This is a genomic window from Variovorax sp. GW821-FHT09B05, assembly GCF_059418265.1.
In genome coordinates this window covers 1-15080 of sequence record NZ_JBWKPN010000029.1, presented here as the reverse complement: position 1 = coordinate 15080, position 15080 = coordinate 1, and the positions used below count along the sequence as shown (strand labels likewise).

General features: G+C 70.2%; 14 protein-coding genes. 5 read left to right on the top strand and 9 right to left on the bottom strand.

The window, feature by feature from the left end; translation table 11 throughout:
- The first annotated feature begins 40 nt into the window (after positions 1-40).
- The 3 genes from otsB to otsA are packed head-to-tail and all read left to right on the top strand — an operon-like array spanning position 41 to position 4256.
- Positions 41-841: a trehalose-phosphatase gene (gene otsB, locus AC07RM_RS39810; protein WP_495323520.1), complete on the top strand. Its 801-nt coding sequence runs from the start codon at positions 41-43 to the stop codon at positions 839-841.
- Positions 838-2874 (top strand): glycoside hydrolase family 15 protein, encoded by a 2037-nt coding sequence (locus AC07RM_RS39805; protein WP_495337991.1) that lies wholly within the window; start codon positions 838-840, stop codon positions 2872-2874. Before otsB ends, AC07RM_RS39805 begins: the two co-directional genes overlap by 4 nt.
- Positions 2871-4256: an alpha,alpha-trehalose-phosphate synthase (UDP-forming) gene (otsA, locus tag AC07RM_RS39800; protein ID WP_093353558.1), complete on the top strand. Its 1386-nt coding sequence runs from the start codon at positions 2871-2873 to the stop codon at positions 4254-4256. Before AC07RM_RS39805 ends, otsA begins: the two co-directional genes overlap by 4 nt.
- A 9-nt stretch (positions 4257-4265) precedes the next feature.
- Here the strand turns inward: otsA and AC07RM_RS39795 are convergent, their stop codons facing one another.
- Positions 4266-4643 (bottom strand): hypothetical protein, encoded by a 378-nt coding sequence (locus AC07RM_RS39795; protein WP_093353555.1) that lies wholly within the window; start codon positions 4641-4643, stop codon positions 4266-4268.
- 197 nt (positions 4644-4840) lie between these two features.
- Here AC07RM_RS39795 and AC07RM_RS39790 point away from each other — a divergent pair, with 197 nt between their 5' ends.
- Complete coding sequence (locus AC07RM_RS39790) at positions 4841-6298, top strand: aminotransferase-like domain-containing protein (RefSeq protein WP_495337990.1); 1458 nt, start codon at positions 4841-4843, stop codon at positions 6296-6298.
- Positions 6299-6310: 12 nt separating this feature from the next.
- Here the strand turns inward: AC07RM_RS39790 and AC07RM_RS39785 are convergent, their stop codons facing one another.
- The 4 genes from AC07RM_RS39785 to hisN form a co-directional block, all read right to left on the bottom strand.
- A complete protein-coding gene (locus AC07RM_RS39785; RefSeq protein ID WP_495323522.1) occupies positions 6311-8446 on the bottom strand; it encodes a hypothetical protein in 2136 nt (711 codons plus the stop codon).
- Positions 8447-8612: 166 nt separating this feature from the next.
- Positions 8613-9539: an ROK family protein gene (locus tag AC07RM_RS39780; protein ID WP_296775529.1), complete on the bottom strand. Its 927-nt coding sequence runs from the start codon at positions 9537-9539 to the stop codon at positions 8613-8615.
- A 39-nt stretch (positions 9540-9578) separates the two neighbouring features.
- Positions 9579-9773, bottom strand: a complete 195-nt coding sequence (locus AC07RM_RS39775) for a DUF2905 domain-containing protein (protein ID WP_019654592.1) — start codon at positions 9771-9773, stop codon at positions 9579-9581.
- 9 nt (positions 9774-9782) lie between these two features.
- The gene (gene hisN / locus AC07RM_RS39770; RefSeq protein WP_495337989.1) at positions 9783-10559 is read right to left on the bottom strand and encodes a histidinol-phosphatase; all 777 of its coding nucleotides are present in this window, start codon (positions 10557-10559) and stop codon (positions 9783-9785) included.
- 154 nt (positions 10560-10713) lie between these two features.
- Between hisN and AC07RM_RS39765 the strand changes: the two genes are divergently transcribed.
- Entirely contained in the window at positions 10714-11115 is a 402-nt protein-coding gene (locus AC07RM_RS39765) for a DUF5329 family protein (RefSeq protein WP_208509447.1), read from the top strand.
- A gap of 10 nt (positions 11116-11125) precedes the next feature.
- Here the strand turns inward: AC07RM_RS39765 and AC07RM_RS39760 are convergent, their stop codons facing one another.
- The 4 genes from AC07RM_RS39760 to AC07RM_RS39745 all read right to left on the bottom strand — a co-directional run bounded on the left by AC07RM_RS39760 (position 11126) and on the right by AC07RM_RS39745 (position 14889).
- Positions 11126-11995, bottom strand: a complete 870-nt coding sequence (locus tag AC07RM_RS39760; protein ID WP_203204453.1) for an ABC transporter permease — start codon at positions 11993-11995, stop codon at positions 11126-11128.
- Positions 11992-12894 carry an ABC transporter ATP-binding protein gene (locus tag AC07RM_RS39755; RefSeq protein ID WP_495338012.1) on the bottom strand — a complete coding sequence of 301 codons (903 nt, stop codon included), beginning with the start codon at positions 12892-12894 and terminating at the stop codon, positions 11992-11994. Before AC07RM_RS39755 ends, AC07RM_RS39760 begins: the two co-directional genes overlap by 4 nt.
- Before the next feature lie 2 nt (positions 12895-12896).
- On the bottom strand, positions 12897-13907 hold the full coding sequence (locus tag AC07RM_RS39750) for an ABC transporter substrate-binding protein (protein ID WP_495337988.1): 1011 nt from the start codon (positions 13905-13907) through the stop codon (positions 12897-12899).
- Positions 13908-14007: 100 nt separating this feature from the next.
- Positions 14008-14889 (bottom strand): TauD/TfdA dioxygenase family protein, encoded by an 882-nt coding sequence (locus tag AC07RM_RS39745; RefSeq protein ID WP_093353526.1) that lies wholly within the window; start codon positions 14887-14889, stop codon positions 14008-14010.
- Positions 14890-15080: the final 191 nt, after the last annotated feature.

Genomic DNA, 15080 nt, shown 5'->3' with positions numbered 1-15080 from the left:
CGACACGGCGCGCGCGGGGGCCGTGCTAAGGTCTTTCACGATGTCCAATCCCATCCGCAGCAACGATCCGCTGCCTCCTCCCCTGGGCCGGGACGCGGCCCTCTTCCTCGATTTCGACGGCACCCTGGTGGGCCTCGCGGCCACGCCCGAGGCGATCGAAGTCCCCCCTGCCCTGGTCGCGCTGCTCGGCGACCTCAAGGACCTGCTCGGCGGCGCCCTCGCCGTGGTGTCGGGCCGCCAGATCGACGTGCTCGACCGCTTCCTCGCGCCGCTGCGCCTGCCGGCCGCGGGCGAGCACGGCGTGCAGCGCCGCGATGCCAAGGGCGCGATGCAGGAACAGCATCCGCCCGACCTGGTGCCCGTGCTCGAGATCGCCAACGAGCTCGCGCGCGTGCACGAAGGCCTGCTGGTCGAGCGCAAGCATGCGGCCATCGCGCTGCACTACCGGCTCGCGCCGCAGCTCGAGGCCGTGTGCGGCGACGCCATGTCGCGCGCCATCGCCGAGCGGCCACAGCTCGAGCTGCTGCATGGCAAGTTCGTGTTCGAGGTCAAGCCCGCCGGCGTCAACAAGGGCATCGCCATCGACGCCTTCATGCACGAGGCGCCGTTCGCGGGCCGCGTGCCGGTGTTCGCGGGCGACGACACCACCGACGAGAGCGGCTTCGCCGTGGTGCAGCCGCGCGGCGGCGTCGGCATCAAGGTCGGCTCGGGTCCGAGCCTCGCGCAGCACCGGCTCGAATCGCCGCGCGCCGTCTACGAATGGCTGGTGCAGGCGCGCGACCAGCTCGCGAACGCGCCCTCCCCCGCTCCCGAAGAAGCTTCGCCAAGGAATCCCGCATGAGCGACACCCAGCAGGAAGAACAACAACAAGTCCCGGCCGGGCGGCACGACGATCCGCAAGCACGGCAGTTCCAGAAGGCGCCCGAGGACCGCGGCGGCGAAGCGGTGGCCGGCGCGGCCGGCCCCGACGACGATGCGCCGGTCGACGAACGCACGGCCGCCGCGCCCAAGCCGCGCGAGTTTCCGCGCCCGGCCGACTGCTCGCTCAACCTCGGCGTGATCGGCAACTGCGCCTTCAGCGCGCTGGTCGATGCGCGCGCACGCGTGGTCTGGTGCTGCCTGCCACGCTTCGACGGCGACCCGGTGTTCAACGCCCTGCTGCATCCGGGCGAAGGCGGCGCGGCCTGGGGCTTCGAGATCGAGGACTTCGCCGAGGCCAAGCAGTGGTACGAGCCGAACACCGCCGTGCTGCGCACCCAGCTGTTCGACAGCGCGGGCCAGGGCATCGAGATCACCGACTTCGCGCCGCGCTTCTACAGCCGCGCGCGCTACTTCCGCCCGCTGATGCTGGTGCGCCGCGTGCGCCCGATCGCCGGCGCGCCGCGCATGCGCGTGGCGCTCGACCCGCGCTTCCAGTGGGGCGCGACCGAGCCGGTCGAGGTCACGCGCGGCAGCAACCACATCCGCTACGTCGGCCCCGACGTCACGCTCAGGCTCAACACCGACGCCTCGATCTCGCACATCCTCGCGCGCCAGCCCTTCGTGGTCTCGCGCGAATACAACTTCATGTTCGGCGTCGACGAGACCCTGCTCGACGGCATCGCCGACACCGCGCGCCGCTTCGAGCAGGAGACCATCGCCTACTGGCGCGTCTGGTCGAAGCGGCTCGCGATCCCCTTCGAGTACCAGGACGCGGTGATCCGCGCGGCCATCACGCTGAAGATGTCGCTGTACGAGGACACCGGCGCCATCGTGGCCGCGATGACCACCAGCATCCCCGAGGCGCCCGACAGCCAGCGCAACTGGGACTACCGCTACTGCTGGCTGCGCGATGCCTTCTTCGTGGTGCGCGCGCTCAACTCGCTGAGCGAGGTCGGCACCATGGAGGACTACCTGCGCTGGCTCGGCAACGTGGTGATCGGCTCGCACGGCGAGCACATCCAGCCGCTGTACGGCATCGGCCTGGAGCGCGAGCTGCCCGAGTCCTTCGTCGAGACCCTGCCCGGCTACCGCGGCATGGGCCCGGTGCGCGTGGGCAACCAGGCGCAGGAGCACTTCCAGCACGACGTCTACGGCAACATCGTGCTGGGGGCCGCCCAGGCCTTCCACGACCACCGGCTGCTGCAGCGCGCGGGCGAGGCGGAGTTTCCGCACCTCGAGGCCGTGGGCGAGCGCGCGATCGCGGTCTACGGCACGCCCGACGCCGGCATGTGGGAGCTGCGCACCCGCGCGCGCGTGCACACCAGCTCGGCGCTGATGAGCTGGGCCGCCTGCGACCGGCTCGCGAAGATCGCGCGCGCGCTCGACAAGACCGCGCGCGCCGAGGCCGCCTCCTCGGGCAAGCCCGCGGAGAACCGCATCAACTTCGCCGAGCGCGCCGCCTACTGGCACGGCCATGCCTCGCGCATGCGCGAGGAGATCCTCGCCAAGTCGTGGAGCGAGGAGCGCCAGGCCTTCGCCGAGAGCTTCGGCGGCCGCGAGCTCGACGCCAGCATCCTGCTGATGGCCGAGGTGGGGCTGATCGACGCGCGCGATCCGCGCTTCGTCTCGACCGTCGACGCGATGGAGAAGTCGCTGTGCGACGGTCCCTACATGCGCCGCTACGAGGCGGCCGACGACTTCGGCAAGCCCGAGACCGCGTTCAACATCTGCACCTTCTGGCGCATCGACGCACTCGCCAAGATCGGCCGCAAGGCCGAGGCGCGCCAGATCTTCGAGACCATGCTGGCCGCGCGCAATCCGCTCGGGCTGCTGTCCGAGGACACGCATCCGGTCACGGGCGAGATGTGGGGCAACTTCCCGCAGACCTACTCGATGGTCGGCATCATCAACGCGGCGATGCGTCTGTCCGCCCCCTGGGACTCCGCCATATGAGCCGCCTCGTCGTCATCTCCAACCGCGTGGCCGACCCGCGCAAGCCCGCCGCCGGCGGCCTGGCCGTGGCGCTCGGCGAGAGCCTGCAGCAGTCGGGCGGCATGTGGTTCGGCTGGAGCGGCCAGATCGTCGAGGGCGGCCCGACCGGCGAGGGCGAGCTGCGGCGCCAGCAGGCCGGCAAGGTCACGCTGGCCACCATCGACCTGAGCCGCGAGGACCACGACAGCTACTACCTCGGCTACAGCAACGACGTGCTGTGGCCGGTGTTCCACGACCGGCTCGACCTGGCCCATTTCGACGCCAACTTCATCGGCGGCTACCGGCGCGTGAACCAGCTGTTCGCGCGCAAGCTGATGCCGCTGCTGAAGGACGACGACGTCATCTGGGTCCACGACTACCACCTGATCCCGCTGGCGGCCGAGCTGCGCGCCATGGGCTGCAAGCAGCGCATCGGCTTCTTCCTGCACATCCCGCTGCCGCCGCAGATCATCATGGCGGCGATCCCGCAGCACGAATGGCTGATGCGCTCGCTGTTCGCCTACGACCTGATCGGCTTCCAGGCCCAGCAGGACGTGCAGCACTTCGAGCACTACGTGCACAACGAGGCCAAGGGCGAGAGCCTGGGCGCAGAGATGTACCGCGCCTACGGCAACACGGTGCGCGCGGCGGCGTTCCCGATCGGCATCGACGTCGACGAGTTCGCGGCGCTCACCCATGCCAAGGAAGCGCGCGACATGTACGAGACCATGAAGCGCGAGTACTCGCAGCGCCGGCTGCTGCTGGGCATCGACCGGCTCGACTACTCCAAGGGCATCCCGAACCGGGTGCGCGCCTTCCGCGAGCTGCTGGCCCACTACCCCGAGAACCGGCGCAGCGCCACCTTGATCCAGATCGCCTCGCCCACGCGCGAGACGGTCGATGCCTATGCCGACATCCGGCGCGAGCTCGAGTCGCTGTGCGGCGCCATCAACGGCGACTACGGCGAGCTCGACTGGATGCCGGTGCGCTACATCCACCGCATGGTCGCGCGCAAGCGCGTGCCGGGCCTGTGCCGCGCCGCGGCCGTGGGCCTGGTGACGCCGCTGCGCGACGGCATGAACCTGGTCGCCAAGGAGTACGTGGCGGCGCAGGACCCGGCCGATCCCGGCGTGCTGGTGCTGTCGCGCTTCGCGGGCGCGGCCGAGCAGATGAAGGAAGCGCTGCTGGTCAATCCCTACGACACCCACGGCACGGCCGAGACGGTGCAGCAGGCGCTGCAGATGCCGCTGGAGGAACGGCGCGAGCGGCACCAGGCGCTGCTCTCGCGCATCCGCGAGCAGGACATCCACTGGTGGCGGCGCAGCTTCCTCGAGACGCTGCGCGAAGCGGCCAGCGTGCGCTGACGCGGCCGCTCACCAGCCGGTGAGCAGCTGCATCAGCCGCATCACCGGCCGCCGCGGCACGGCCCAGGCGGCCGACACCGGCTCGGCCGGCGGCTCGGCCCGCGCGGGCAACCGCCGCGCGACGGCGATCGGCGCATGGATGCGCAACTGCACCGGCGACAGCGCCGTCAGCTCGATCCAGCCGCCGTGCTCCACGCCATGCGTCTCGCCCTCGCCGAGCACCGTGTGCGCGGTCCACACGGCCTCGCCGATCCAGCGCGGCGGCGACGACACCCGCACGCGGCCCTCGGCCACCTGCAGCCAGGTGCCGGCGTCCACCGCCGTGCGGAAGGAATCGCCGGCTTCGAGGAAGACGGCATCGGGGGCTTGCGAGAGGGTGGTGATCATGGCGGTACCTCGGGTTCGGAAGTCGGTGAAGGAAGGGCTGGGCGCGCTTCGATCGTAGAAATTCCCCCGCCCGGAAAACAGGCACACGCCGACGCGATTCGCACCGGAACAGCCAGGGCCGGCGGCCATCTGTTATGGTCGTTTTCCCTCGCAACTGCATCTGTTTTCCAATGAACGATCGCGCGAGCATCGACGCCATGGACTCGCTACCGCTCTATCGGCAACTGGCGGCGCGCTACGTGGACGCGATCCACACCGGCTCGCTCAAGCAGGGCGACCGCCTGCCCTCCCTGCGCAGCCTGATGCGGCTGCACGCCATCAGCCTGTCGACCGCACTGCAACTGTGTCGCGCCATGGAGAGCGACGGCTGGGTCGAGGCGCGCGACCGCTCGGGCTACTTCGTGCGCCGGCCGCGCCGGCTCGCGATCGCGCCGATGGAGGAGCCGCTGACCGTGCTGCCGCCCGATCCGGCGCAGTACGTGGGCATCCATGCGCGCGTGTCCGACTTCGTGGTGCGCGGCCGCACGGCCGGCGACACGCTCAATTTCGCGATCGCGCGCGGCGCGCCGCAGCTCTATCCGGCCGAGGCGCTGCGCAACGCGATGACGCGCGCGCTGCGCCACAGGCCCGAGCTGCTGACCTCGGCCACGCCGCAGAAGGGCAATGCGCAGTTCCGCGCCGTGCTGGCCCAGCGCAGCCTGCGCATCGGCATGACGATCCCGCCCGACGAGGTGCTGGTCACCAACGGCTGCATCGAGGCACTGAACCTCGCGCTGCGCGCGGTCACGCAGCCCGGCGACACGGTGGCCGTGGAATCGCCCACCTTCTACGGCCTGCTGCAGGTGCTCGAGAGCCTGGGCCTGCGCGCGCTCGAGATCCCGACCAGCCCGCAGACCGGCATCTCGATCGAGGCGCTCGAGCTCGCGCTGCAGGCCTACGACAACGTGAAGGCCGTGGCCGTGGTGCCGCACCTGCAGAACCCGCTGGGCAGCGTGATGCCCGACGCGCACAAGCAGCGGCTCGCGCAGCTGTGCGAGCGCCACGGCATCCCGGTGATCGAGGACGACTCCTACAGCGAGTTGGTCGACAGCGAGACCCCGCTGCGCGCGCTCAAGTCCTGGGACCGCACGGGCAACGTCATCTACTGCGCCTCGCTGCACAAGATCCTGGCGCCCGGCCTGCGCCTGGGCTGGATCACGGCCGGGCGCTGGCATGCGCGCGTGGAGATGCTCAAGTACGCCCAGACCCGCAACAACGAGGACCTGGCCCAGCTCGCGGCCGGCGAATTCATGGGCACGGGCAGCTACGACCGCCACCTGCGCCGGCTGCGCGAGCACCTGGGCCGCCAGCGCGAGCAGACGGCCGAGGCGATCGCGAACTACTTCCCCGCCGGCACCCGGCTCAACCTGCCGCGCGGCGGGCTGCAGCTGTGGCTGGAGCTGCCCGAGCGCATCGGCGCCAACGCCCTGTTCGAGGCCGCGCTGGCCGAGCGCATCCAGATCGCGCCCGGCGCCATGTTCTCGAACTCGGGCCGCTTCGACCACTACCTGCGCATCAACTGCGGCTGGCCCTATTCGCCGGCCATCGATGCGGGGTTGAAGCGGCTCGGCGAGCTCGCGGCGCAGTGCTGCGCCGCGGCACGACGGGCCGCCTGAACAGCCCGGTGCTCAGGGCGCGATCGGCGTCAGCCCTGTCGCACCCTTCGCGGCATAGGCCGCGAACAGCGCGTTCGAGGCCGCGAGGTTCAGCCGCAGCTGCTGCTTGCCGACCGCCTTCGACTTGTAGCCGAACGACACCTCGCCGCCGCGTTCGATGAAGACGCGCTCGTAGTCGATGAACAGCGCGAAGTCGCCCACCGGGCTGAAGCTCAGCACGCGCGCATCGCCCAGGGTCTCGATCTTGTAGCTGCCCGTACCGACCGCGATGCAGTTGCGCGGCGAGCCGTTGATCACGCGCTGCTGGCATTGCAGGAAGGTCACGGCGTTGCTGCTGCCGCCCGCGAAGCTCGCGCGCATCAGGTAGTTGCCGGTGTAGTAGCCGGTGATGGTGGCCGCGGTGCCCAGCGGCGCGCCGCCGACCGTGCCCAGGTCGATCGAGGTGGCACCCCACCATTCGTTCTTCGGTCCGCTCTGGAAGCTGCCGTTGTCGCCGTCGAGGGTGCCCACGCCGAAGACGCAGGGCACGCCCGGGCTGCGCTGGATCAGCGTCTCGAGGGTCGCGACGCGCGCGGTGGCCGGCAGCGGGTTCGCCGCACAGGCCACGCTGCCCCGGGTGCTGTCGCCGCCTTGCGCGATGTCCGCCGGATAGAGCTGGACCTTCGCGTTGTCGCGCACGTCGTAGGCGATCGCGGTGGCGAGGTCCATGCTGCCTTGCAGGCGCAGCCGCGAGCCGGCCGGGAAGGTGGCGCTGCCGAGGTCGGCGCTGATCGCCGCCGCGCTGGCCTGCGGGCCCCAGTTGGCATAGCGCGATCCATAGGGACCGTTGCTGGTGTACGGGGAGGACTTGATGCGGTTCACCACGTCGGCCAGCTTCTGGCCCGAGATGTCGACATCGATGCGGCGCGAGCGGCTCACGCTCAGGCCGTCGCAGTAGTCCGAGATGTTGCGCCCGGCGGCGTCGCGCACGGTGGTCGTGTTCTTCGAGTCCGCGCACGCGAGCCAGCTGCGGCCGTTCCAGTGCAGGTCGCCGACCCGCGCCGGATCGCCGCCCGAGGCCCAGCGCGTGACCGTGCCGGCCACGCTGCGCTCGCGCTGGTCGCGAAAGTGCGTCAGCCCGTCCACCGGCGTGTTCTCCGCGACGGTCGAGACCAGCAGGCGGCGGCTCCAGTTGTTGCTGTCGGAGATGGTGAACCAGTCGAGGATGCCGGTCGCCGCGATGGCCTCGCCGGCGCCCACGGACGGTCCGGCGGCCAGCTTGGTGAGGCCCACGGCCACGCCGATGTTGGCCGGGCGCAGCTGGTTCTCCTGGGCGTTGGTCGCGTAGTAGGTCGACTGGCCCGCCATCAGGTCCTGGCACGGCTTGGTGCCGACGCCGCCCGCGCAACTGGCGCGCGAGAACTCCTGGTTCACGAGGTTGCGCACCGAGGTCAGCTTGTCGAGCAGCATGCGCTGCGTCTCGAGCGAGATGTCGCCCGCCGAGATGGTGCCGCCGCTGATGTCGGCGGTGCCGATGCTGTCGGCCAGCGTGCGGGAGATCGCCTGCGAGAAGGCGACCAGCGTCGCGGCCGTGGTGGCCGAGAGCAGGTCGCCGTTGGCGGTGTAGTCGTCGAACAGGCTGCCGCCCAGGCCGAGCTGCGCGCGCAGGTTGGCTTCGGCCTCGGCGGAGGTGGCGCCCGCGCCGGTGCCCAGGTAGTGCACGAGCGTGGTCAGCGGGCTCACGAGGCCCGGCTTGTCGGCCGGTGCCTTGAGCACGTAGGCGGTCTTCACCGGCCCGAGCTCGGCATCGACGGCGTCGGTGCCCACCAGCGCGACGACCGGGTACTTGCCGGCGTCCGCGGCATCGATCTCGAGCGTGACCTTGCCCGCCGTGTCGGTCCTGCCGCTGGGCTCGCCGCTGTCGAGCAGGCCGTTGTTGTTCTTGTCGAGGAAGACGTTGGCATTGCGCAGCACGCCATCGACCACCTTGACCTCGAGCTTCTGCGCGGCCGGCGGTGCGGGCGCCGGTGGCGGCGGCGCGACGCCGACGAAGGGAAAGCCACCACCGCCACCGCCGCCTCCACCCCCGCATGCCGCCAGCGCCAGCAACGCCGCGACGCTCGCCAGCGACATGCCCGAACGCGAGAACACCCTCTTGGAACCAGTCATGGGAACACTCCTTTTTTTGCGTCAACGAAGGTTCTCCATGAACCCCCTCGGCTCGAGTGTTCTGGCCCGCGCGCGGGCGCGCATCATCGAAATGAATGAGAGGCGGGTTGATGGCGCGAATTCATCGCGCGGGGCCGGTGCGGGTCCGGCCCGGTGCCGGCGGCGTTCAGTCGAGCAGCGCGAGCGCCGCGTAGTCGCCGATCTTGTCGCCCAGGCCCGCGCGCACCAGCTCGACGCCGCGCGTCAGCGGCAGCAGCCGGCCGTCGATCTGCGCCTGCAGCCGCGGCAGCAGGAAGTCGCTGTGGTGCAGGAACACGCTGCCGCCGAGGCTGATGCGCTGCAGGTCGAGCGTGGCGACCAGGTTGTAGAGCAGGCGGCCCATGACACGGCACAGCGCGTCGACCACCTCGAGCGCATGCCGCTCGCCGGCCGAGGCGGCGGCGAACAGGTCGGGCGCGGGCCGGCCGAAGCGGCGGTCGATGGAGTTGCCGGCCACCAGCGCCTCGACGTCGCCGATGTTGCCGCAGCCGCAGAGCGCGCCGCTGCCGTCGTCGGCCACGAAGCTGTGGCCCGCATGGCCCGCGTTGCCGTTCTTGCCGCGCAGCGCGCGGCCGTCCACGCACAGGCCCACGCCCACGCCGGTGCTCCAGGTGACGTAGGCGCAATGGTCGAAGCCCTGCAGCGCGCCCCAGTGGCGCTCGGCCTCGAGCGCGGCCACGGCGTCGTTCTCGACCCTCACCCAGCCGTAGCGCTGCGCGAGCGGCGCCTCGACCACCGCCGTCATCCAGTCGTTGGGCAGGCCGCGCGCCGGGCCGGCGATGCCGCCGCAGATGTTGGGCGTGGCGAGCTCGACCTTGCCGTCGCGCAGTTCGAAGGGGCCGGTCGATGACACGCCCACGCGCTCGATGCTCGCGGGGTCGACCTTCTGCTCGGCGCAGATGGCATCGATCATGCGGATGATCTGCAGCGCCACCGCGTCGTTGTCGCCGGTCTTCGCGGTGGGCTCGCTGCGCCGGCCGATCAGCGGTGCATCGCTCGACGCGGAAAGGCTCACGGCCACCTTGGTGCCACCGATATCGACGCAGGCTCTCATTGCGGTTGTCTTCTTTCGTGAAATCCGGCGTTGCCGGAGCTACAGCAGCCGCGCCACCAGCGCCGCGATCATGCTGAGCACCACCGTGCTCGCGATCGGCAGCTGCCATTCGCGGCCGAAGGCGCGGAACTCGAAATCGCCGGGCAGTCGTCCGAAGCCGAAGCGGCGCAGCCAGGCGGTCAGGCCGCTCATGAGCACCAGCGCCAGGACGACGACGATCAGCCAGCGAAGCATGAAACCAGTCTAGCCCTGGAGCACGGCCAGCGCTTGTCGGTGAAGTTCGGGTGTGGCCGCCGCGATCACGCGGCCGTCGGACTTCAGCCCCAGCGGCCGGCCTTCCCAGTCGGTGATCACGCCGCCCGCGGCCTCGATCAGCCCGGCCGGGCCGAGGTAGTCGTAGGGCTGCAGGCCGGTCTCGACCACCAGGTCGATGGTGCCGCCCGCGAGCTGGGCATAGCCGTAGCAGTCGCCGCCGAAGCGGCGCATCGCGCACTGGCGGCTCAGCCGGTCGAAGGCCTGCCAGTCGGCGGGCGCGAAGATGTCGGGCGAGGTGGTGACGATGCGCGCCTTGGCGACCTCGCCGCAGGCGCTCGCGTGCACCGGCTGGCCGTCGCGCGTGGCGCCCGCGCCGGCCTGGCCGATCCAGCGCTCCTTCAGCACCGGCATGTCGACCATGCCGAACACCACGCGCTCGCCCTGCAGCACGCCGATCAGCGTGCCCCACAGCGGCGAGCCGGTGATGAAGCTGCGGGTGCCGTCGATCGGGTCGAGCACCCAGACGCGCTCGGCCTCCAGGCGCTCGGCGCCGTGCTCCTCGCCGTAGATGCCGTCGGCCGGCGCGCGCTGCGCGAGCAGTTCGCGCATGGCGGTCTCGGCCGCGCGGTCGGCCAGCGTGACCGGGCTCTCGTCGGCCTTGGTGATGATGTCCAGCGGGGTGCGGAAATGGCGCATCGACTGGGCGGCGGCGGCGTCGGCCAGCGCCTGCGCGAGGCTCGGGAGATCGGCGTTGGAAGTGCTCATGGCAAAGGACTGCGGGCAAAGCGGCAGGGCGCCGCGAACCCCGGATTAGACCCGACCTTGCGCCGAGGTCCAGGCCGAACTTGGATCGGCCCGGGGTTTGACCGGCGCGACCCGCCGTCCTAGCATGGCCCGAAAATTGCCCAGCGGAGACGACATGACCAGCTTCCAGCCCCTGCGCCGCGCCCTGCTCGCGGCCCTGCTCGGCACCGCCGCCGCCCTCGCCCACGCCACCCCGTCGGAATCGGAGCACCGGCTGATCGACACGCTGATCCAGCGCGTGGCGAAGATGGGCTCGATGACCTTCCTGCGCAACGGCAGCGAGTACAACGCCACCGAGGCCGCCAAGCACATGCAGGCCAAGTACGAGCACTTCAAAAAGGAGATCGTGACCGCCGAGGACTTCATCGAGCGCTGCGCCACGCGCTCGGAGATGACCGGCCAGGCCTACCGCGTGAAGCTCGGCGGCGGCGCGATCAAGGAATCGGGCGAGTTCCTGCGCGCCGAGCTGCGCAGCCTGCGCGAGGAGGCGAAGAAGGGCGGCGCCAAGGCCGGCTGAGCGCGGCCGGTCAGCGCTGCTGGCCCCACTTGCGCACCGTCAGGCGCTCGAGCGTCTTGAAGCCCAGGCTCTCGACCAGCAGCCCGATCAGCACCACCATGACCAGGCCCGCGAACACACGGTCGGTGTAGAGCTCATTGCGGTTCTGGAAGATGTACCAGCCGAGCCCGCCCTTGCCCGAGGAAGCGCCGAACACCAGCTCGGCCGCGATCAGCGTGCGCCAGGCGAAGGCCCAGCCGATCTTGAGCCCCGAGAGGATCGACGGCAGCGCCGCCGGCACCAGGATCTGCAGCACGTAGCGCAGGCCCGTGAGGCCGTAGTTGCGCCCGGCCATGCGCAGGGTCTCGGGCACGCCCTGGAAGCCCGCATAGGTGTTGAGCGCCAGCGGCCACAGCACCGAATGGATCAGCACGAACACCAGGCTGCCGCGCCCCAGGCCGAACCACAGCAGCGCCAGCGGCAGCAGCGCGATCGCGGGCAGCGGGTTGAACATCGAGGTCAGCGTGTCCAGCAGGTCGCGGCCGATGCGCGTGGACACCGCGAGCGTGGTCAGCGCGAAGGCCAGCGCCACGCCCGCGAGGTAACCCTGCACCAGCACCGCGAGCGAGATGCGCACCTTCTCGAGCAGCTCGCCGCTGGCCAGGCCCTCGACCAGCGCGCGCGCGGTGGCGCTGAAGGTGGGCAGCAGCAGGTCGTTGTCCTGCCAGCGCGCCGCCAGTTCCCACAGCAGCGCGATCGCGACCAGGATCAGGCCCTTGCGCAGCCAGGCCTGCGAGGCCAGGCGCGCGCCCAGCGGCAGCCGGCGCTCGACCGGCAGCTCGGTGAAGGGCTCGAGCGTGCGCTCGTACTCGGGGCGCACGGGGGGAAGGATCGCGCTCATCGGCCGGCCTCGGTGTCGTGTTCTTCGTCGAACAGCATGTCGTGGATGCGTTTCGCGGTCTGCTGGAACTCGGTGCCGCCGAGGCTGTCGAGCGTGAAGCCGTGGCTGTTGATCTCGGCGCGCATGCGCCCGGGATGCGGCGACAGCAGCGCGATGCGGTTGCCCACCACCAGCGCCTCCTCGATCGAATGGGTAACGAACAGCAGCGTGAAGCGCACCTCGTCCCACAACGCCAGCAGCTCCTGCTGCATGCGCCGGCGCGTGAGCGCGTCGAGCGCGGCGAAGGGCTCGTCCATCAGCAGCACGCGCGGCTGCATCGCGAGCGCGCGCGCGATCGCCACGCGCTGCTTCATGCCGCCCGAGAGCTGGTGCGGATGCACGTCGGCGAATTTCGAGAGCCCCACCTTGTCGAGGTAGTGCAGCGCGCGCTCGGCCGCTTCCTTGCGGCCCAGCGTGCGCGAGGCCAGCAGCGGGAACATCACGTTCTGCCGGACGGTCTTCCACGGCGGCAGCTGGTCGAACTCCTGGAACACCACGATGCGGTCGGGCCCGGGCCGCAGCACGCGCTCGCCGGCCAGCCGGATCTCGCCCTCGACCGGCGCGATGAAGCCCGCGACCGATTTCAGCAGGGTCGACTTGCCGCAGCCCGAGGGGCCGAGCAGCACGAAGCGGTCGGCCTGGTGCACGTCGAAGCTCACGCGGTGCGTGGCGCGCACCACGCGCTCGGGCGTGCGGTACTCGAGACTGACACCGTCGACCTGCAGCAGCGCCGCCGCGGCCTCCTGCGCGCGCGCCTCGTCGCGTGCCAGCTCCGGGAAGGAGGACCCGGCCGCGGGCGCCACCCGCTGCCGGTGGGCCAGGGCATCGGCCCGCGAATCCAGCACCGCCGCCGTGCTCATCATCAGTTGCCCGAGGCGTTGTGCGCGTCGTCGAAGAAGTAGTCCTTCACCGAGGCCGGCTTGTTCTTGATCGCGCCCACGCGGTGCATGAAGTCGGCCAGCGCGTAGGTGTTCTGCGGCGTGGTCTTGAACTGCACCTCGGGGTTCCTGATGATCTTCAGCAGCAGCTCGCGGTCGAGCTTGGCGTTGCTGACCTTGAGGTAGATGTCGGCCGCCTTCTCGGGATTGGCGCTGACGAACTTCGCGGCCTCGTCGAGCGCATCGATGAAGGCCTTGTAGGTCTTGGGGTTCTCGTTGCGGAATTTCTCGGTGGCGTAGAGCACCGTGGCCGACGAGGGGCCGCCCAGCACCTGGTAGGAGTTCAGCACGATGTGCGCCGCGGGGTTGCCCGCGAGCTCCTGTTCCTGGAACGGCGGGTTGCCGAAGTGGGCCGTGATCTCGGTGCCGCCCTTGATGATGGCCGCGGCCGCGTCGGGATGCGGCAGCGCCACGCTGATCTTGTCGAGCTTGTTGAACTCCTTGTCGCCCCAGAGCTTGGCCGAGGCGAACTGCAGCACGCGCGACTGCACCGACACGCCGACCGCGGGCAGCGCGATGCGGTCCTTGTCCGTGAAGTCGGCGATGGTCTTCACGTTCGGGTTGTTGCTCACCAGGTAGTAGGGGAAGTTGCCCAGCGAGGCCACGCCCTTGACGTTCTGCTTGCCCTTGGTGCGGTCCCACAGCGTGAGGAGCGGGCCGACGCCGGCACCGGCGATCTCGATGTTGCCCGACAGCAGCGCGTCGTTGACCGCCGAGCCGCCCGAGAGCTTGACCCATTCGACCTTGGCGTCGACGCCCGCGGCCTTCGCGTGCTTCTCGATCAGCTTCTGTTCCTGCGCCACGTTGAGCAGCAGGTAGACGATGCCGAACTGCTCGGCGATGCGGATCTGGCCTTCGGCGTGCGCGGCGAGGCTGCCGGCCAGCAGGCCGAGGCCGGCGACGAGGGATGCGGCCTGGCGGGTGAAGCGGTTCATGGCGGGAAGGACTCCAAGGGAAGAAATTCGGGGTGCAGCGCTCCGCGCGGACCCGGCGTCGCCGGTCCGTCGAGGACGTTCGTCTGCGGAGGTGGTCGGTCTATCGGGGCTCGTCGCCCACGATGGTGGTGCGGTTGAGCCGGCGGCGCAGGTGGTCGGGCGTGCCCGCCGCCAGGTGCATCAGCGAGCGGTTGTCCCAGAACACGAGGTCATGGGGCGCCCACTGGTGGCGGTAGACGAATTCGGGCTTCACGCTGTGCGCGAACAGCTCGGACAGGAGTTCATCGCTTTCTTCCTTCGGCAGGCCGACGATGCGGGTGGTGAAGTGCTCGCTGACGAACAGCGCCTTGCGCCCGGTCTCGGGATGCGTGCGCACCACCGGCTGCACCGCGGGCGCGACCTGGTCGATCTGCGCCTGCGAGAGCTTGGGCCGCCACGGGTTCTTGGCGCGCAGTTCCTCGTACTTGGCGAGGTAGCTGTGCTCGGCCTTGAGCGGCAGGATGCGCTGCTGCAGGTCGCTCGGCAGCGCTTCCCAGGCCAGGTGCTGGTCGGCGAACAGCGTGTCGCCTCCTTCGCTCGGCAGTTCCTGCGCGTGCAGCAGGGAGCCGAGGCTGGGCTTGGGCTTGTAGGAGATGTCGGAATGCCAGTAGACGCCCGCGTCGCCGAGGCCGATGGGCTCGCCGTTCTCCTTGATGTTGGAGACGATGAGGATCTCGGGATGGTTCTTGAGCTGGAACTGGTGCAGGACGTGGATCTCGAGCGGGCCGAAGCGGCGGCTGAAGTCGATGTGCTGCTGGGGGGTGATCTGCTGGTTGCGGAAGACCAGGACGTGGTGGTCGAGGTGGGCGCGGTGGATGCGGGCGAAGTCTTCTTCCGGGATGGGGCGCGCGATGTCGAGGCCGATGACTTCGGCGCCTACGGGGGCGGGGAAGGGGCGGATCTCGAAGGATTGGGTGCGCTCGGGGACGAGGACTTGGCTCATGTGCCGCAATGTAGGCGGGGATGGGGGGTTGGGCAACGAACTCTTCGTTGAATGCTTATGACTGCTCTGGGTGGTTTTGGTTTTTCCTTCTCTGTTTTCTCTGCTTAGGCTGTCGGCCGGGTCTCGCCCCGGCGGGCGACCTACTTTCTTTTGCTTCGCCAAAAGAAAGTAGGCAAAGAAAAGGCGACCCC